Source organism: Mycolicibacterium houstonense, assembly GCF_900078665.2.
Taxonomy (GTDB): Bacteria; Actinomycetota; Actinomycetes; order Mycobacteriales; family Mycobacteriaceae; genus Mycobacterium; species Mycobacterium houstonense.
Window position 1 is genome coordinate 413,773 of record NZ_LT546207.1, and the last position, 18,196, is coordinate 431,968.

General features: G+C 65.9%; 19 protein-coding genes and 2 pseudogenes. 16 read left to right on the top strand and 5 right to left on the bottom strand.

Annotated features, from left to right (window positions below):
• The first annotated feature begins 132 nt into the window (after nucleotides 1-132).
• From BN4332_RS02145 to BN4332_RS02180, 8 genes and pseudogenes are all read left to right on the top strand, one after another.
• Nucleotides 133-903 carry an MlaE family ABC transporter permease gene (locus BN4332_RS02145; RefSeq protein ID WP_066896916.1) on the top strand — a complete coding sequence of 257 codons (771 nt, stop codon included), beginning with the start codon at nucleotides 133-135 and terminating at the stop codon, nucleotides 901-903.
• Nucleotides 900-1,751, top strand: a complete 852-nt coding sequence (locus BN4332_RS02150) for an MlaE family ABC transporter permease (protein WP_066896918.1) — start codon at nucleotides 900-902, stop codon at nucleotides 1,749-1,751. The genes BN4332_RS02145 and BN4332_RS02150 overlap by 4 nt, the downstream gene beginning before the upstream one ends.
• A 12-nt stretch (nucleotides 1,752-1,763) precedes the next feature.
• The gene (locus BN4332_RS02155; RefSeq protein WP_066896920.1) at nucleotides 1,764-2,951 is read left to right on the top strand and encodes an MCE family protein; all 1,188 of its coding nucleotides are present in this window, start codon (nucleotides 1,764-1,766) and stop codon (nucleotides 2,949-2,951) included.
• Complete coding sequence (locus BN4332_RS02160) at nucleotides 2,948-3,979, top strand: MCE family protein (RefSeq protein WP_066896922.1); 1,032 nt, start codon at nucleotides 2,948-2,950, stop codon at nucleotides 3,977-3,979. The genes BN4332_RS02155 and BN4332_RS02160 overlap by 4 nt, the downstream gene beginning before the upstream one ends.
• Nucleotides 3,979-5,061, top strand: a complete 1,083-nt coding sequence (locus BN4332_RS02165) for an MCE family protein (RefSeq protein WP_066896961.1) — start codon at nucleotides 3,979-3,981, stop codon at nucleotides 5,059-5,061. The genes BN4332_RS02160 and BN4332_RS02165 overlap by 1 nt, the downstream gene beginning before the upstream one ends.
• Nucleotides 5,058-6,518 (top strand): MCE family protein, encoded by a 1,461-nt coding sequence (locus BN4332_RS02170; RefSeq protein ID WP_066896924.1) that lies wholly within the window; start codon nucleotides 5,058-5,060, stop codon nucleotides 6,516-6,518. The genes BN4332_RS02165 and BN4332_RS02170 overlap by 4 nt, the downstream gene beginning before the upstream one ends.
• Nucleotides 6,515-7,540: pseudogene (locus tag BN4332_RS02175) on the top strand (MCE family protein); the annotation flags it as partial. The gene BN4332_RS02170 and the pseudogene BN4332_RS02175, both read left to right, overlap by 4 nt.
• Nucleotides 7,536-8,876 (top strand): annotated as a pseudogene (locus tag BN4332_RS02180) (MCE family protein); the annotation flags it as partial. The pseudogenes BN4332_RS02175 and BN4332_RS02180, both read left to right, overlap by 5 nt.
• A gap of 79 nt (nucleotides 8,877-8,955) precedes the next feature.
• Here BN4332_RS02180 and BN4332_RS02185 read toward each other — a convergent pair.
• Nucleotides 8,956-9,465, bottom strand: a complete 510-nt coding sequence (locus BN4332_RS02185) for an Rv2253/PknI dimerization domain-containing protein (protein WP_066896963.1) — start codon at nucleotides 9,463-9,465, stop codon at nucleotides 8,956-8,958.
• A 143-nt stretch (nucleotides 9,466-9,608) separates the two neighbouring features.
• On the opposite strand from BN4332_RS02185, the gene BN4332_RS02190 reads away from it, so the two are divergent.
• From BN4332_RS02190 to BN4332_RS02205, 4 genes are all read left to right on the top strand, one after another.
• Entirely contained in the window at nucleotides 9,609-9,989 is a 381-nt protein-coding gene (locus BN4332_RS02190) for a hypothetical protein (RefSeq protein ID WP_074132945.1), read from the top strand.
• 31 nt (nucleotides 9,990-10,020) lie between these two features.
• On the top strand, nucleotides 10,021-10,419 hold the full coding sequence (locus BN4332_RS02195; protein WP_066896964.1) for an Rv2576c family protein: 399 nt from the start codon (nucleotides 10,021-10,023) through the stop codon (nucleotides 10,417-10,419).
• Between the two features lie 164 nt (nucleotides 10,420-10,583).
• On the top strand, nucleotides 10,584-11,255 hold the full coding sequence (locus BN4332_RS33615; RefSeq protein WP_200820242.1) for an Rv1363c family protein: 672 nt from the start codon (nucleotides 10,584-10,586) through the stop codon (nucleotides 11,253-11,255).
• Entirely contained in the window at nucleotides 11,252-11,881 is a 630-nt protein-coding gene (locus tag BN4332_RS02205) for a twin-arginine translocation pathway signal (RefSeq protein ID WP_066896926.1), read from the top strand. The genes BN4332_RS33615 and BN4332_RS02205 overlap by 4 nt, the downstream gene beginning before the upstream one ends.
• A 99-nt stretch (nucleotides 11,882-11,980) precedes the next feature.
• Here BN4332_RS02205 and BN4332_RS02210 read toward each other — a convergent pair whose 3' ends face one another.
• Entirely contained in the window at nucleotides 11,981-13,420 is a 1,440-nt protein-coding gene (locus BN4332_RS02210) for an RNA polymerase sigma factor (protein ID WP_066896968.1), read from the bottom strand.
• A gap of 205 nt (nucleotides 13,421-13,625) precedes the next feature.
• Nucleotides 13,626-14,447 (bottom strand): polyphosphate--glucose phosphotransferase, encoded by an 822-nt coding sequence (ppgK, locus tag BN4332_RS02215; protein WP_066896970.1) that lies wholly within the window; start codon nucleotides 14,445-14,447, stop codon nucleotides 13,626-13,628.
• Between the two features lie 183 nt (nucleotides 14,448-14,630).
• Here ppgK and BN4332_RS02220 point away from each other — a divergent pair, with 183 nt between their 5' ends.
• Nucleotides 14,631-15,488, top strand: coding sequence for an inositol monophosphatase family protein (locus tag BN4332_RS02220; RefSeq protein ID WP_066896928.1), 858 nt, complete (start codon nucleotides 14,631-14,633; stop codon nucleotides 15,486-15,488).
• On the opposite strand, the gene cei is transcribed toward BN4332_RS02220, so the two are convergent.
• Nucleotides 15,462-16,112, bottom strand: coding sequence for an envelope integrity protein Cei (cei, locus tag BN4332_RS02225; RefSeq protein WP_066896930.1), 651 nt, complete (start codon nucleotides 16,110-16,112; stop codon nucleotides 15,462-15,464). The genes BN4332_RS02220 and cei overlap by 27 nt on opposite strands.
• Before the next feature lie 166 nt (nucleotides 16,113-16,278).
• Here cei and BN4332_RS02230 point away from each other — a divergent pair, with 166 nt between their 5' ends.
• Entirely contained in the window at nucleotides 16,279-16,581 is a 303-nt protein-coding gene (locus tag BN4332_RS02230) for a DUF4193 domain-containing protein (protein ID WP_066896932.1), read from the top strand.
• A gap of 85 nt (nucleotides 16,582-16,666) precedes the next feature.
• Here BN4332_RS02230 and BN4332_RS02235 read toward each other — a convergent pair whose 3' ends face one another.
• The gene (locus tag BN4332_RS02235; RefSeq protein WP_066896933.1) at nucleotides 16,667-17,146 is read right to left on the bottom strand and encodes a DUF3093 domain-containing protein; all 480 of its coding nucleotides are present in this window, start codon (nucleotides 17,144-17,146) and stop codon (nucleotides 16,667-16,669) included.
• A 25-nt stretch (nucleotides 17,147-17,171) separates the two neighbouring features.
• Here BN4332_RS02235 and dut point away from each other — a divergent pair, with 25 nt between their 5' ends.
• The gene (gene dut / locus BN4332_RS02240) at nucleotides 17,172-17,636 is read left to right on the top strand and encodes a dUTP diphosphatase (RefSeq protein ID WP_066896935.1); all 465 of its coding nucleotides are present in this window, start codon (nucleotides 17,172-17,174) and stop codon (nucleotides 17,634-17,636) included.
• The coding region (locus tag BN4332_RS02245) for a DUF3710 domain-containing protein (protein ID WP_066896937.1) at nucleotides 17,636-18,196 on the top strand (561 nt) is incomplete at its 3' end. The genes dut and BN4332_RS02245, both read left to right, overlap by 1 nt.

Genomic DNA, 18,196 nt, shown 5'->3' on the forward strand with positions numbered 1-18,196 from the left:
GCGGGACGGCATTTCCCGGTGGGTGGGACACGCGATGGTGCGCTCGGTTGTGAACTGCGATTGTTCCCGGTCGAGACGTGTTCCAGGTCATACCGACTCTCGGGTGACGCGCACACAGAAACGGAGTACCGGATGCTGCAGCGACAACTCGCCGGCCCACTCGAAGGGGTGGGTGGGTTGTTCGCCATGTCGGTGGATGCCGCGAGATTCGTGGTACGCAGGCCCTTTCAATGGCGGGAATTTCTTGACCAGTCCTGGTTCGTGGCTCGGGTGTCCTTGGCGCCGACTCTGCTGGTGGCCATCCCGTTCACCGTGCTCGTGTCGTTCACCCTGAACATCCTGTTGCGCGAGCTGGGTGCGGCGGATCTTTCCGGGGCGGGCGCGGCCTTCGGCGCCGTGACCCAGGTCGGGCCGATGGTGACGGTTTTGATCGTCGCCGGCGCGGGGGCCACCGCCATGTGTGCCGATCTGGGCTCACGCACCGTCCGTGAAGAGATCGACGCCATGGAGGTGCTGGGCATCAACCCGATACAACGCCTGGTCACGCCGCGGATGCTGGCCTCAGGGCTGGTGGCGTTACTGCTCAACAGCGTCGTCGTCATCATCGGAATCCTTGGCGGATACCTGTTCTCGGTGTTCGTCCAAGACGTCAATCCCGGTGCGTTCGCAGCGGGTATCACCCTGCTCACCGGAATTCCGGAGGTCATCATCTCCTGTGTCAAGGCGGCGTTGTTCGGCCTGATCGCCGGTCTGGTCGCGTGCTACCGCGGTCTGACCGTGTCGGGTGGCGGTGCCAAGGCGGTCGGCAACGCCGTCAACGAAACGGTCGTCTATGCCTTCATGGCGTTGTTCGTGGTCAACGTGGTGGTCACCGCCATCGGCATCCAGATGACGACGCGATGACGGCGGTACTCCAGTCGGCCTACCCGCGCCTGTCCCGTGCCGTGCGGCGGCCCGGGGCCGTGCTGAGCGGTATCGGCGACCATGTCCTGTTCTACGGCCGCGCGCTGGCCGGCATGCCTTTCGCCGCCGCGCACTACCGCAAGGAAGTCGTCCGTCTGATCGCCGAAATCAGTATGGGTGCAGGCACATTGGCGATGATTGGCGGAACGGTCGTGATCGTCGGGTTCTTGACTCTGGCCACGGGCGGGGTCCTGGCGATCCAGGGCTACAGCTCGCTGGGCAACATCGGTATCGAAGCGCTCACCGGATTCCTGGCCGCCTTCATCAACGTCCGGATCTCGGCCCCCATCGTCGCCGGCATCGGCTTGGCCGCCACGTTCGGCGCCGGCGTCACCGCGCAACTCGGCGCGATGCGCATCAACGAAGAGGTCGACGCGTTGGAGGCGATGGCCATCCGGCCGGTCGAGTATCTCGTCTCGACGCGCATCGTGGCCGGGATGGTCGCCATCACGCCGCTCTACTCGATCGCGGTGATCCTGTCGTTTCTGGCCAGCCAGTTCACCACTGTCGTGCTGCTCGGACAATCGGGTGGGCTCTACGGCCACTACTTCAGTACGTTCCTCAACCCGATCGACCTGCTGTGGTCATTCCTGCAGGCACTGCTGATGGCTTTGGCGATCCTGCTGGTGCACACCTACTACGGCTTCTTCGCCACGGGTGGTCCGGCCGGGGTGGGCGTGGCAGTGGGAAACGCGGTCCGGACGTCGCTCATCGTCGTCGTCTCGATCACCCTGCTGATCTCGCTCGCCGTCTACGGCTCCAACGGCAACTTCAACCTCTCCGGCTAGAGAAGGCATCTGATGTCGCGTGACGCTGTACGTCAACTGACGGGGCTCATCACGGTCGTGGTGATCGCCGCCATCATCACCGGCGCCATCGTGCTGTTTCGCGGTGGGGTCGCGCCCACCGCATCGGTGACGGTGATCTCCCCGCGGGCAGGTCTGGTGATGAACCCCGACGCCAAGGTCAAACTGCACGGTGCGGAGGTGGGCAAGGTCGTTGAGATCGAATCACTGCCCGACGGGCAGGCGGCACTTCGGCTCGCGATGAACCCCGATGCCCTGCAACTGATTCCGGCCAACACCGGGGTGGAGATCGCATCGAGCACCGTGTTCGGCGCCAAGTTCGTCCAACTCGTGCCGCCATCGGAACCCTCACAGAAAACGATGTACGCCGGCCAGGTCCTCGACGCGTCGCACACCACCGTCGAGATCAACACGGTGTTCGAGCAATTGGTCTCGGTGCTGGCGCAGATACATCCGGAAAAGCTGAACGAAACGCTCGGCGCGATGGCTCTGGCTGTCGACGGTCGCGGCGAGAAGTTCGGCCAGACCTTGGTCGACCTCGATGCCATGCTGGCCAAGATCGGTCCCAGTCTCCCGACGCTGAGTCATGAGATGGCCGTCGCGCCCGAGGTGTTCAACGCGTACGCTGACGCCGCGCCGGATCTGATGGATACCGCTCGCAGCGCGACGCAACTCAGCGACACGCTGGTCGAGCACCAAAGCGATCTGGATGCCTTGTTGGTCAGCGCGATCGGGCTGGCCGATATCGGCAACGAGGTGGTGGCAACCAACAGCGCGGCGTTGACCGACGCCATGCGGCTGCTCGCCCCGACCACGAGCCTGACGAATCAGTATCACCAGGCGCTCAACTGCGGACTCAAGGGTTTGGAGCCGCTGGCGCTCGGACCGCCCCAGCCGCTGCCCGGAGTGATGCTGCTGAATTCCTTCCTGCTGGGCACCGAGCGTTACCGGTATCCGGGCAACCTGCCGAAGGTTGCCGCCACCGGAGGCCCACAGTGCCACGGCCTGCCCGAAGTGGGTTTCGAGCAACGGCCGCCATTCGTGGTGACCGATATCGATGCCGACCCAGCGCAATACGGCAATCAGGGGATCCTGTTGAACTCCGACGCACTCAAACAGGCGCTGTACGGACCGCTCGACGGCCCGCCCCGCAACACCGCCCAGATAGGACAACCGGGATGACGCGCAGCCGCGGGACCGCTGTGAAGTTCGGCGTGTTCGGAGTGACGATGCTGATCTTGACCGCAGCGTTGTTTGCGATCATGGGCCAGTACCGCACCGGGTCGACCAACGGGTATTCGGCGGTCTTCACCGACGCCTCCAGCCTGAAGGCCGGCGATTCGGTCCGGGTCGCGGGAATCCGCATCGGTACCGTCAATGACGTTGCCCTGCAATCCGACAACACGGTGCTGGTGCACTTCGACGCGGACCGCGAGATCGTCATGACGACCGCCACCAAGGTCGCGGTGCGCTATCTGGACTTGGTCGGTAACCGGTATCTCGAGCTGCTCGACAGCCCCGGCTCGACCAAGCTGCAGCCGCCGGGTTCACTGATCCCGGTCGAGCGGACCGAGCCGGCCCTGGATCTCGACCTTCTGCTCGGCGGGCTCAAGCCCGTCATCCAGGGGCTCAACGCCCAGAACGTCAACGCCTTGACGAACTCGCTGATCCAGATCCTGCAGGGCCAGGGCGGCACGGTGGAATCACTGATGGCCCACACGACGTCGTTCACCCAGGCACTCGCCGACAACGGGCAGACCGTGCAACAACTGATCGACAACCTGAGGTCCGCCGTGGCAACCGTCGCCAAGGACGGCGACAGATTCTCGGCTGCCGTCGAGCAGCTGCAACAGCTCGTCACCGGTCTGTCGCAGGAGCGCGATCCCATCGGAGAGGCCATCACCGCTCTGGACAACGGCACTGCATCCCTGACGGACCTCATGACACAGGCCCGCCCGCCACTGTCGGGAACCGTGGACCAGCTGACCCGCCTGGCTCCGTTGCTCTCTAACGAGGACGACATGGCTCGTTTGGATCTGGCGTTGCAGAACGCCCCGAAGAACTACCGCAAGCTCGTCCGATTGGGCGCGTACGGAAGTTTCATCAACCAGTACCTGTGCGGCATGAATGTCAGGGTCACCGACCTGCAGGGGCGCACCGCGTACTTCCCGTGGATCATGCAGAACACCGGACGCTGTGGGGAACCCTGATGCTGAAATACCGTGGATCGCACCTCATCCGAAGCGGACTCATCGGCATCGTGCTGATCGCGATGGTCATCGCCGTCGGCCTCCAGCCCCAGGCGCTGTGGTCGTGGGCCACTTCGGTCAAGTACAACGCGCTGTTCGCCGAGGCGGGCGGCCTGACCGTCGGCAACGACGTCAAGATCTCCGGCGTCACCAAGGGCCTGGTCACCGATGTCAGGCTGAGCCGAGGGAAGGCGTTGGTGACCTTCACCCTCGACAGCAAGGTCCGCCTCGGCTCCGACACCACCGCGCACATTCGCACCGGGACGATGCTTGGTGCGCGGATGCTCACCCTGGAGCCGGCCGGCGCGGGCACGATGCGCGCCTCGGACACCATCCCGATCACCAGGACGGCGTCGCCGTATTCATTGACCAACGCGGTCGGTGACTTCACGCACAACACGGCGGGCACCGACACCGCCGCACTTACCCAGTCGCTGGATACGTTGTCGGACACCATCGATCGGATGGCGCCGCAGTTGGGGCCGACGTTCGACGGGCTGTCCCGGCTGTCGGAGACACTGAACAGCCGCAACGAATCCCTGAGCAATCTGCTCAAGAGTGCCGCCGATGTGACCGGAATCCTGTCGAAACGCAGTGAGCAGGTGAACACACTGCTGCTGGATGCGAACGCGTTGACCGCGGTTCTCGATCAACGCCGTTATGCGATCGTCAACCTGCTCGCGAACACCTCGGCGCTGTCCCAGCAGCTCTCCGGACTCGTTGCCGACAACGAGGAAGAGCTCGCGCCCACTCTGAAACAGCTCAACTCGGTGACCGCGATGCTGGAGAAGAACCGGGACAACATTGCCGGCGCCCTGGCGGGTCTCGCCAAATACCAAGTCACCCAGGGTGAATCGGTGAACAACGGTTGGTACTACAACGCCTTTGTCGGGAACTTGCTGCCGGGGCAGACCCTTCAGCCCTTCCTTGACTACGCGTTCGGGTTCCGGCGCGGAACCAATGCCGGGCAACCGCCGGACAATGCCGGCCCACGTGCCGAATTCCCCTGGCCCCACAACGGCATTCCTGGAGGAAGTCGATGATCGCCCGTAATCGGCGACGCATCAGCCGCACCGCGCTGGTGCTGCTCACCGCGTTGGCCCTGGTCGGCACGGCGATGATCGTGCGGCAGACGGTCTTCAAGCCGACCACCATCACCGCCTACTTCACCTCGGCCACCGCGATCTACCCGGGCGACGAGGTTCGTGTCGCCGGGGTCAAGGTCGGCTCGATCACGGGCATCGAGCCGGTCGGTGACCAGGCACGGATCACTCTCGCCATCGATCATGGTGTGAAGATTCCGGCCGACGCCAAGGCAATCCTCATGGCGCAGAACCTGGTTGCCGCCAGGTATGTCCAACTGACCCCGGCGTATGAAGACGCCGGCCCGACCATGGCGGACGGAGCGCAGATCGGGGTGGAGCGCACGGCCGTGCCCGTTGAATGGGACCAGGTCAAGGATCAGCTGATGCGATTGGCGTCCGATCTGGGTCCGATCAACGGAGCATCGGCCACCTCCCTGAGCCGCTTCGTCGACAGTGCCGCCGCAGCCATGAACGGCAACGGCGAGAAACTGCACGAGGCGATCAGCCAGTTGTCCGATATCGCAAGGATTCTGGGCCAGGGGAGCGGCGACATCGTCGGCATCATCAAGAACCTACAGATCTTCGTGGCGGCGCTGCGGGACAGTAACGCCCAGATCATGGAATTCCAGGGCCAACTGGCCAGCGTGACCAGCGTCGTCGACGGGAGCAGGTCCGATCTGGACGCCGCCCTGACGAACCTGGCGGACGCCGCCGGCAATGTTCGGCGCTTCGTCGCAGGCAGCCGTGATCAGACCGCCGAACAGCTGCAGCGGCTGAACAGTGTCACTCAGAATCTGGTGGACAACAAGACCAAGCTGGAGAACGTCCTGCACGTCGCGCCGAACGCCATCGCCAACGGTTACAACATCTACAACCCCGACAGCGGTACTGCAGTCGGGGCGTTCGCGCTGTCGAGCTTCGCCAATCCGGTGGCGGCGGTGTGCTCGGCGATCGCGGCGGTGAAGAATGCCACGGCCGCGGAATCGTCGAAGCTGTGTGCCCAGTATCTGGGGCCGGCCCTGTCGTTGCTCAACTTCAACTACATGCCCATGCCGTTCAACGCCTATTTGAAGAAGGCGCCCAGCCCGGAGAACCTGGTGTACACCGATCCCAATCTCGCGCCCGGTGGCGCCGGAGGACGTCCGCAGCCGTACGCGGAACAGCCGCCGGCCGTGTCGGCCTTCACCGGTGCCGGCGACGTGCCACCACCGGCCGGATGGGGCNCCCCCCCGGGTGGTCCCGCCCCCGTTGGTTCCCCCGCCTCTCCGTCTCCTGCGTTGTTCCCCGGCGCGCCGGTCCCCGCGGGGGCCCCGGCCGTCACGCCGGATCAGGGGCCGAAGACATTGCGGGACATGCTGCTGCCGGCCGAAGCCGCTCCGGCCCCGGCCCCGCCGGCCCCAGGAGGCACCCCGTGATCACCCGGCACTCGTTGACACGACTCACCGCGGTGGCCGCCTGCTCGGTGGCGACACTCACCGGCTGTGCGTTCCACGGGTTGAATTCACTGCCCCTGCCGGGCACCGTTGGGCGCGGGTCGGATGCGACGGTCTATCACGTCGAACTGGCCAATATCGGGACGCTGGAGGCCAATTCGCCGGTCATGATGGGTGACGTCATCGTGGGCAGTGTCTCGCGCATGGTGGTCAAGGGTTGGCACGCCGACGTGGAGGTGCAGGTCTTGCCCGACGTCGTCGTTCCGGCCAACGCGGTCGCCACCGTCGGGCAGACCAGCCTGCTGGGCTCCATGCACATCGCCCTCGATCCACCGTTGGGTCAGTCTCCCTCCGGGCGGCTGACCCCGGGCTCGACCCTCGCGCTCAACCAGACTTCGACATATCCGTCGACCGAACAGACCCTGTCGTCGCTGTCCGTGCTCGTCAACGGAGGCGGCCTGGGCAAGATCGGTGACCTGGTAACGGAATTCAACGCCGCCCTCAAAGGCCGTGAGGACAAGATCCGCGACCTGCTCACCCGGCTGAACGACATCGTGGGCATGTTCGCCAACCAGCGAGACGACATCAACGCCTCGATCAGGGAACTGAACCGGCTGGCCGGCAAGCTGTCCGGTCAGCAGGAGGTGATCACCACGGCGCTGCAACGGATTCCGCCGGCGCTGGACATCTTGGTCAAGGAACGCCCGCGCATCACCACCGCGCTGGAGAAGTTCGGTCAGTTCAGCGACACCGCAACCAATCTGGTGAACGCGACGCGAGAGGACCTGCTGACCAACCTGCGCAATCTCGAACCGACGGTGCGCGCACTGGCCGACGTCGGGCCTAATCTGGGAACCGTGCTGGCCTTCGCGCCCACCTATCCCTACCCGCAGAACTTCATCGACCGGGCCATCCGTGGGGATTACCTCAACCAGTTCATCACCTTCGACTTCACCGTTCCCCGGCTGAAGCGAGGTTTGTTCCTGGGCACCCGGTGGGGCCAGNCTGTCACTGAACACGTCGCCAAAAGTTCCCGCCGATCTGCATGCCGCGGTGCTGAGCGTATCGGCGGTGGGCGAGCAGTACGTCGATCTGCAACCCCGCAACGACTCGGGACCGTACCTGCATGACGGCTCGGTGATCCCGGTATCCAACACGTCGATCCCGCAAGCCGTGGGGCCGATGCTCGATCAGGTCAGTTCACTGATCGGCAGCATCCCCAAGGACAAGATCAGCCCGCTGCTCGACGAGACGTTCAAGGCCTTCAACGGCACCGGAAACGACATGGGGTCGCTGCTGGACTCCTCGTCGAGACTGATCGCCGAGGCGAACGCGGTCTCCGATCAATCCCGTGCGCTCATCGATGACAGTGCGCCCCTCCTGGACGGGCAGGCCGAATCGGTCGACGCGATCCGTACCTGGGCCCGCAGCATGTCCGGAATCACCAAACAGGTGGCCGAGGACGACGAGCACGTACGCACTCTGCTCAAGGACGGGCCGGCCGCCGCTGACGAGGCCTCGCGTCTGTTCGATCAAGTCAAGCCGACCCTGCCACTGTTGCTGGCCAACCTGATCAGCCTCGGCCAGGTCGGGGTGACCTACCATCCCTCGCTCGAACAACTCCTGGTGCTCCTGCCGCCATCCATCGCGGCCACGCAGTCATACGGTGCGCCGAAGAACAATCCGACCGGTATGTCCTTGGGCGACTTCACTCTTACGATGAACGACCCGCCGGCATGCACGGTGGGGTTTCTGCCGCCGTCGTCATGGCGGTCGCCGGAGGACACCAGTGACATCGACACCCCGGACGGGCTGTACTGCAAGCTGCCGCAGGATTCACCGATCGGTGTCCGCGGTGCACGCAACTACCCGTGCATGGGTAAGCCGGGCAAGCGGGCTCCCACCGTCGAAATCTGCAACAGCGACCAACCTTACGAGCCGCTGGCGATGCGCCAGCACGCCCTCGGTCCGTACCCGATCGATCCGAACCTGCTCGCCCAGGGGATCGCACCGGATTCCCGCGTCGAGCGAGATCCGGCCACCCACGGCCCGGTCGAGGGCACCCCGCTGCCGCCGGCCGCTGTTCCGCCCGACGCCGTGCCGCCGCCCGAGGCGCCTCAAGGTGAAGCCCCGGTGAGTGAGATACCACCGGGCCAGGATGCTCCCGCGGTCGCACCGAGTGCGTTCACGCCCAACGGATCTGACGGACCGTCGGTGGCAATTGCCACGTATGACCCGAGGACGGGCCGGTACGCCACTCCGGAGGGGAAGGTGTTCCGGCAGGCCGACCTCGTGCCGCGCGCCGGTGACCACACCTGGAAAGACCTGTTCACCACCTGATCTGAAAAAGGCCGCCGCGGTGGAATTCCACCGTGGCGGCCTGTCGGCGCGCTGACCGCGCCGCCGAAATCCGGCCCGGTCAGCCCGTTTTCACCAGCTTGAACGGCATCGTGATGAACACGACCTTGCTGCTGCCACAGGATCCGCTGACGCCCGTGGTCGAGTCTTCGCCCATCAATGTCGTCGACGTCGGATCGTTGGCGGTGGCGTCCTTGTTCGAGGTGAAGAATCGGTACACCTGCAGGCCCGGACCGGCGGTGCCGTCGGGACACGGCTGCCAATTGTCCACTGTTTTCTTGACGTACCAGACGTCGCCCTTCTTGTAGATGGGTGCGCTCCAACCCCAGTCGGTGTCGACCGTGCCGGTGCACTCGCTCGGATAACTGCATGTCGTGGAGATCGTCCAGATGCCACGAATGCTGGCCTCGTCGTGGAACACGTCGTTGGTCTTCGCCCACTCACCGTTCGAGGTGGCTACGTAGGTCCCGTTGAGGCCCCATCTCGGAGAGGCCTCGGCGACGGGGCTGCACAAGCCACCCACCGCAGCGGCGGTAAGTGCCCCTGCCCCAACGAATGCCGTCACCCGCATGAACCCCACTCCTCTGTACACCGGCCGGCGGCGATCGCCGCGACAGTGTTCACTGTGCAACGTCTGCGGCCGATTGACGGAGAATGTCCCACCTAGTGGGCCATGGGCTGGAAACTGGATCCAGGCGTGCCACAGTGTCGTACGTGCGGATACCGGTGGCAGCCACGGCAGCGCTGCTCGTCTCGGCGGCCATGATCGCCCCAGCCCCAGCCAGCGCAGAACCTGCCGGATGCAGTGAACCTTCGTGCGTACCCGGGATCAAGGGCGGCGTCGTGCTCGGCGCGTCGTGCTCGGATACGAGCTACTACGTCTTCGGCACCACGTCGTGGGGCCGGTTGGTGTTCTGCGGATCGCCGCGCCGGTACGAGCCGCGCTACTTCCGGTCACCGCCGTTGAAAGGCATCCGTGAGGAGAACACACCATGCACAGGTTTCGAGAACTCCGTTGCGCAGGCGCCCGACGGGCTCTTCCTGAGTTGTGTGACAAGTGACGGATCGAGCAGGTGGCTCCGTGGCGACGCGTGATGCGTTGGGGTGCAACGGCATCGTGAGCGCGATGTCCGCGGTAGCCCTCGGTGCGGCTCTCGCCGTGGCGGCACCGGCACAGGCCGAAGAGAATCCGGCGGTGCATCGCGTGACCTACACCGTCACCGCTGAGCAGCCGACCACGGTCGGCATCTATTTCCGCGAGGTCGACCCGCCGAGTTGGGCTGATTACAGCCACAATCCGTACGAGTTCAGCCCCAAGGACGATCTCACACTGGAACCGGGTAAGCCCTGGATTCGCGAGACCACGCTCGCCGACCCGATGCGATGGGCGATGGTCGCGGTCTCCACCGGCGGCATGGCACCGCAGGATCCGGGCACCCTGCGCTGCGAACTGGCCATCGACGGAATCGTCGTAGACCGGGCCGCCGGTCCCCAAGGCGCGTTGTGCTCGCTGCGGAATTGGTGACGAGCTGCCCCACCTCGCCGGCCAACGGATTGGTCCACTGGGTGAGACAGCGGCATCGAAGCGGGCTGACGCCGCATTAGCGTGTGGCAGCAGTCACATCGGCCATAGGCGACCGCGACAACTGTTGCCATCGGCGAATGGCCGAGACCAACCGGAGGTGCACTATGCGGTTACTCAGCCGCTCCGAACAGGAAACTGAGACAGCCGTGCTCGACGAGGCCGCGGAGGACGACTCGCAACCGAGTGACGACCTCGAGCTGTCTCCGCAGTCCGACGCGGATGCCGACCCTGACGGCGCCGAGAGCGGGTCCGACGACGGGACCGACTCCGCGGATGAGAAACGCAGGTGGCGTCCGAAACTCGCGACATTGCTCGCAGCTGTCGCCATCCTGGTGAGCGGCGCATTGCTGGCGGCCAGTGGCTACATGATCTGGTTCCATCAGCAGGCGGATCGTGAGCAGCAGCGTCGAGCGGAATTCGCGGCGGCCGCGTCGCAAGCCGCCGTCACCCTGATGTCGATAGACAGCGCGACGGCGCAGGACAACGTGCGCCAGATCATCGACAACTCGGCCGGTCAGTTCAAAGACGACATTCAGTCCTCGGCCGAAGACCTGGTGAAAGCGGCGCAGGATTCGAACGCCACGACGAAGGCGACGGTGCGGGCCTCGGCGGTGCAGTCGATGGATGCCGACTCCGCCGTCGTGCTCGTCAGTTCGGCGACCACGGTCAGCAATTCGGCCGGGGCGAACCAGCAGCCGCGAAACTGGCGCCTGAGTCTCACGATGGTGAGAGACGGGGGACAGATCAAGATGTCGAAGGTGGAGTTCGTCCCGTGAGCGCAACGACAACAGAACTCGACATCGAGCCCGCTGTGGACAGCGAGGCTGTTCTCGACGAGCCACAAACCGGTGACGTCGATGACGGTGAGGAAAACACGGCTGAGAGGGCCGTCGAGCCTCAGCAGCGGTGGACGCGTCGGATCGCGCGGCGATGGCGACCGGTCGCAGTCATCTGCGTCCTGCTCGCCTCGGCAGGCTCCGCGGCAGCGCTCTACTTCGGTACGTATCGTGCGGACCATGGGACCGCCGAAGCCGCCACAGCGGTGGTCGAGGCAGCGACCGACGGGTCGTTGGCGTTGTTGTCCTATGCGCCAAACAGTTTGGATCAGGACATTGCCGGCGCGCGATCTCACCTGACCGGTGACTTCCTGACGTACTACAGCGAGTTCGCCGAAAAGTTCGTCGTGCCGGCGGCCAAACAGAAAGACATCCACGCCACAGCCTCGATCGTTCGCGCCGCCCCTGTTGACGTGCAGTCGGACACGGCGCAGGTGTTGGTCTTCCTCAACCAGGCCACCACCAGTCGCGACAACCCCGAACCCGCACAGGCGGCCAGTGCGGTGAAGGTCGGGCTCGCGAAAGTCGATGGGAAATGGCTGATCTCATCGTTCGACCCGATCTAGCCTGACCGAACCCTTGCCGCCGAGGGTGACCGACGGTCCACGAAAACACCGGAGCCGGGCTCGAGATCCTCGAGCCCGGCTCCGGTGGTGTTTCGGTGTCTAGTCCAGGTAGTCGCGCAACACCTGGGAACGGCTCGGGTGGCGCAGCTTGCTCATGGTCTTGGACTCGATCTGGCGAATGCGCTCACGCGTGACGCCGTAGACCTGGCCGATCTCGTCCAGGGTGCGCGGCTGGCCGTCGGTGAGGCCGAACCGCAGCCGGACCACGCCGGCCTCGCGCTCGGACAGCGTCTCCAGCACGGACTGCAGCTGATCCTGCAGCAGCGTGAACGAGACCGCGTCCACGGCCACCACGGCCTCGGAGTCCTCGATGAAGTCACCGAGCTGGCTGTCACCCTCGTCGCCGATGGTCTGGTCCAGCGAGATGGGCTCACGCGCGTACTGCTGGATCTCCAGCACCTTCTCCGGCGTGATGTCCATTTCCTTGGCCAGCTCTTCGGGCGTGGGCTCGCGGCCCAGGTCCTGCAGCAGCTCGCGCTGGATGCGGCCCAGCTTGTTGATCACCTCGACCATGTGCACCGGGATGCGGATGGTGCGGGCCTGGTCGGCCATGGCTCGGGTGATGGCCTGGCGGATCCACCAGGTGGCGTACGTGGAGAACTTGTAGCCCTTGGTGTAGTCGAACTTCTCGACGGCGCGGATCAGACCCAGGTTGCCCTCCTGGATCAGGTCCAGGAACGCCATGCCACGGCCGGTGTAGCGCTTGGCCAGTGAGACCACCAGGCGCAGGTTGGCTTCCAGCAGATGGTTCTTCGCGCGGTCGCCGTCGCGGCAGATCCACTGCATGTCGCGGCGCTGCTGCACCGGCAGTTTCTCGCCCTTCTCGAGCAACTCGGCGAGCTTCTGCGTGGCGAACAGGCCGGCCTCGATGCGCTTGGCGAGCTCGACCTCTTCCTCGGCGTTGAGCAGCGCGACCTTGCCGATCTGCTTCAGATAGGCGCGGACCGAGTCGGCCGATGCGGTGAGTTCGGCGTCCTTGCGGGCCTGCCGCAGCGCCTCGGACTCTTCCTCGTCCCAGACGAAGTCGCCGGAGGCCTTGTCCTTCTCGGAAGGCTCGGGATGCTCCTCGTCACCCTCGGCGGCCTTGGCCGCGGCCGGCGCGGAAGCCTTGGCGTCCTTGCCTTCCTCGTCCTCGTCGTCCTCGTCGTCGTCGGAATCCTCGACCTCGTCGTCGGCCCCGAGATCGTCGTCGAGCTCAAGATCGGAATCGTCGACTTCCAGATCGTCGCCCGGCCCGGCCTCCAGGTCGTCGCCCGCCTCCAAGTCGTCGTTGACGTCCTCGGGCTTGGTCGCCGCGGCCTTGCCGGCCTTCTTGGCGGGAGCCTTCTTCGCCGGGGCCCGCTTGGTGGCGGTGCCGCCCTCGGCCTTGGCCGCAGTGCTCTTGGCTGCCCGCTTGGCTGGGGCCTTTTTGGCGGGAGTCTTGGTAGCGGTGCGCTTCACCGGCTCGTCGGTCGCCGGGCTTGCCTTTGTCGCTGCCACGTACACCCTTTCGGTCTCACGAAATTCTCGGTGGGTATGGGCATACTCCACCGAAAGCGTCTGCTATCGAATGTTGGCGTTGTTATCGGCTGGGATATTCACCGCTATCCGGTAGGCGGCCGCCGAGGACCATTGTAACGACAGTGTGGGTGTTCACCGTGTCGAGCGGCAAATTTGGCCACGTGGTCGACCGAATTCGGCAAAGTTACCCGGCGGTAGACGGCGGGCCGCCGGTGCCTGCACCCTGACTCGCCATCGCGGCGCCCACGATGCCGGCCGTGTTGAGCAATGCCGCAGGCACGATCGGGGTGCGGATCTTCAGCAGCGGTAGCCACTTGTCGGCCTTGCGGCTGATGCCACCGCCGGCGATGAACAGGTCCGGCCAGATCGCGTTCTCGATCGCCACCAAGACCTTGTTCACCTCTTCGCTCCAGCGCGCATAGCTCCAGTCCTTGCGCTCCTTGACCGACGAGGCCGCCCGGTGCTCGGCCTCCTTGCCGTCCACCTCAAGATGGCCAAACTCGGTGTTGGGCAACAACACACCGTTGTGGATCACCGCCGAGCCGATGCCGGTCCCGAAGGTCAGCAGCACCACGACACCGGTGTTGTCCTTGCCCGCCCCGTAATGCTCCTCGGCGAGCCCGGCGGCGTCGGCGTCGTTGAGCACCTTCACCTGCTGGCCGCCCAGCGCGGCGCTCATCGCCTCGGCGGCGTTCACGCCGATCCAGCCCTTGTCGACATTGGCCGCGGTGCGCACGATGCCGTCGGTGACCACGCCCGGGTAGGTGACGCCGACGGGGCCGGTCCAGCCGAACTCGGCGACCACCGCGGCGACCGTCTTGGTCACCGCTTCCGGGGTGGACGGCTGCGGCGTGTCGAGCTTGTAGCGCTCACCGATCAGCTGCCCGGTGCGGAGGTCGACGATGCCGCCCTTGATCCCGCTGCCGCCGACGTCGACACCGAATCCGCGGTGCTCGGCATCGCCGGTGGGCGCCGGATCTGCTGCGGGTGCATCGGGTGCGGTCATGGCGGGCTCCTTCGCGGGACAGGCGGTCATGAGGCCAAACCGAGGCGCGTCCCACCCTAGTCGGTGAACAGGGTGCCGTCGTCGAACCATGAGCGTCGACGACACCGATGTTCGACAACGCCTCCGCGTTCGGCCGGCCATCCCGGAAGCGACTTTTCGGGCCGAAGATGTTGCGATGGAGCCGTGACCGACAACAGATTCGATGCTCTTGCACTGCGGGCGGTGGCCGAGCAGCTGGCCGCCGAAGCCGCCGACCTGGTGACCCGCCGGCGCGCCGAGGTGTTCGACGCCGAGGCGGAGTCGACCGGCGACCGGCGACGTGACGACGTGCGGGCCGTCAGATCCAAGAGCACCCCGACCGATCCCGTCACGATCGTCGACACCGAAACCGAACGGTGGTTGCGCGAACGGCTGGCGGTATTGCGCCCGGGGGAGGCGATCCTGGGCGAAGAGGAGGGCGGCCAGCACGCGGGCCGGAGCGGGGTCAGCTGGGTTCTCGACCCGATCGACGGAACGGTGAACTTCGTCTACGGAATCCCGGCGTACGCGGTGTCGGTGGCCGTTCAGTACGACGGGCGGTCGGTGGCCGGTGCGGTGGCGAACGTGCCCGGCGGTGAGGTGTACTCGGCCGCGTTGGGACACGGAGCCGAGGTGATCCGGGCCGGAACGCGGACCCCACTGCGCTGCAGCGCCGTCGACGATCTGGCCATGACACTGCTGGGCACCGGATTCGCCTACGACCCGCATCAGCGCGCTCGGCAGGCCGAGGTGCTGGCCCGGGTGCTGCCGTCGGTGCGCGACGTGCGCCGGATCGGCTCGTGCGCGCTCGACCTCTGCATGGTGGCCGCCGGTCGGCTGGATGCCTATTACGAAGCGGGCGTCCAGCTGTGGGACTGGGCCGCGGCGGCGCTCATCGCAGCGGAGGCCGGGGCGACGGTGTGGCTGCCTGCCAGTGACGGCGCCGAACAGGTCGCTGCCGCGGCGCCGGGGGTGGCCGCCGCCCTGCGCGAGGTGCTAGCAGGCGCCGGTATGGATCTTTGACAGCAGCGCGGGGTCGGACGGCGCGGTGGCGTCCGGACGCAGGCTGGCCAGCACCGCGTTGATGTCGTCGTTGCTGGCGAGCTCGCTGAATTCCGTGCCCAACGCGAGATCGACTCCGGCGTCGGGCCTTTCGTCCTGGAACAGCTCGGTGCACGGCGCCACCAGCCACACCGCCGCGGCCGCGGCGCGGCCCGACGGCCCGAAGCGGATCTGGCCCTGGCATTCCAGGCGGGCGCTGGAGTAGATCGGATCGTTGGAGGCCTCGGGCTGAGAGAAACCCAGATCGCGAAGCGCGCCGGCCACCTCGCCGGCCTGACCGCCCTGGCCGCTGGCGTTGAGCACCCGGATCTTGGTCTCGGCCAGTGGCGCCGGCGTGACCTCGGTCATCGCCGAGCGGGCCACCTGCTCGCCGAGCTTGGGAGTTGCTGGGTCGGTGGCCGGCGGCGGGGCATTGCACACCGTGGCCTCGTGGACATCGGCGGGCTGGTTGAGCGCGATGATCCAGACGATCATCGTCACCACCGCCAGTGCGACGAAGAGCACAATGCCGGGAACGAAACTGCGCCGACGGAACGGTCGACCATGCCGGTCGAAGGCGGTGCCATCGGTGATTTGCGCGACCACACCTGCACTCTAAGGGCAATGGTGTTCGCTGACGCACCAGAGCTCAGACGGTACTGTGATGTAAATCACACTGAAACGTGTGGCAATACGGGCACGAATCATTTGGGGAATGCGTTCGACGCTGGTACAAAGCTCTGCTGCAAGGTAAGGGAGGGGACACAAGACGATGGCTACCGACTACGACGCACCGCGGCGTTCCGAAGCAGACGAGGTTTCCGAGGATTCGCTCGAGGAGCTCAAGGCCCGGCGCAACGAGGCGCAATCTGCCGTGGTGGATGTCGATGAATCCGAGACCGCCGAGTCGTTCGAACTGCCGGGCGCCGACCTGTCCGGGGAGGAACTGTCCGTCCGGGTGGTCCCGAAGCAGGCCGACGAGTTCACCTGCTCCAGCTGCTTCCTGGTGCAACACCGGAGCCGGCTGGCCAGCGAGAAGAACGGCGTGATGATCTGCACGGACTGCGCCGCCTGACGGCGGCTCAGCCACTGGAGCTGTATTCGCGGCTCAGCCGCTGGAGCTGTATTCGCGGCTCAGCCGCTGGAGCTGTATTCGCGGCTCAGCCGCGGAGAGCAGCCAGGATCCGGTCCGGACGACGCGAACTGACCAACCAGTACGGGGTGGGATCGTCCGGATCGTCGAGAACCACCAGGATCATGGGGCCTACCCAGGCCCGATGAACGACATACGCGGCCGGATCGAGTTGACGGCCCAGCGCGGCCGACTTCGCTGAGCGCGGAACCTCGGCGGTGCGGGCGATCACACTGACCGGCAGGTGCGCATCGCCGACCCACAATTCGGTCTCGCCGCCGCTGTCGCGGACCACCTTCAGTTCGGTCTTGCTGAACCACATCAACACGGCTGCCGCCACGCCGAAGAGAAGGACGTAGGGCAGCCACGCCGGGATGGCCGGGGCGGCCAGCCCGACCTCGAACGCAATCACTCCTGCCAGCAGCGCAGCGGGCAGCGTCCACCACCACGGCACCCACAACCGTTCGCGGTAAAGGGTGCTTCGGGTGGTTGCGCGCGTGTCTGACACGCGGCTCAGAGTAATCTCTGACGTCGTGTCCAACACTCTGGCGGTCGTCCGATTGGACCGCGAACTACCGATGCCCAGCCGGGCGCACGATGGTGACGCGGGCGTAGACCTCTACAGCGCGCAGAATGTCGAGCTCGCCCCCGGACATCGTGCGCTGGTGCCCACCGGAGTCGCCGTGGCCATCCCGCACGGCATGGTGGGGCTGGTTCATCCGCGCTCGGGTTTGGCTGCCCGCGTGGGTCTTTCGATCGTCAACAGTCCGGGCACCATCGACGCCGGCTATCGCGGCGAGATCAAGGTTTCGCTGATCAACCTCGATCCCGACACGCCGATCGTGATCAACCGCGGTGACCGGATTGCCCAGCTGCTGGTGCAGCGGGTAGAACTGCCCGAGTTGGTCGAGGTGACCTCGTTCGACGAGGCCGGCCTGGCCGACACCTCCCGTGGCGACGGCGGCCACGGTTCCTCCGGCGGACATGCGAGTTTGTGATGGCATTCGGAAAACGCAAGAACAACGATTCGACCGCGACTTCGGCCGACAAGTCGGACGACCAGGGCGTCGTCGACCAGCCGGCACCGATGGACGCGGCTGACGAGGACTTCGACGACGGCCCGTTCGACATCGAGGACTTCGACGATCCCGACATCGCGGCGCAGGGCCGGCTCGACCTCGGGTCGGTGCTGATCCCCATGCCCGACGGCGGGCAGGTCCAGGTCGAACTGAACGAGGCCGGTGCGCCCAGCGCGGTATGGGTCGTGACCCCCAACGGGCGGTTCACCATCGCCGCCTACGCCGCGCCCAAGAGCGCGGGTCTGTGGCGCGAGGTGGCGACCGAACTCGCCGACTCGCTGCGCAAGGACGCCAGCTCGGTGAACATCCAGGACGGCCCGTGGGGTCGCGAGGTGGTGGGTGCGGGCAGCGGCGGCGTGGTGCGCTTCATCGGCATCGATGGCTACCGCTGGATGGTGCGCTGCGTGGTCAACGGCCCCGCGGAAACCATCGATGCGCTGGCCGCCGAGGCGCGGGCATCCTTGGCCGACAGCGTGATC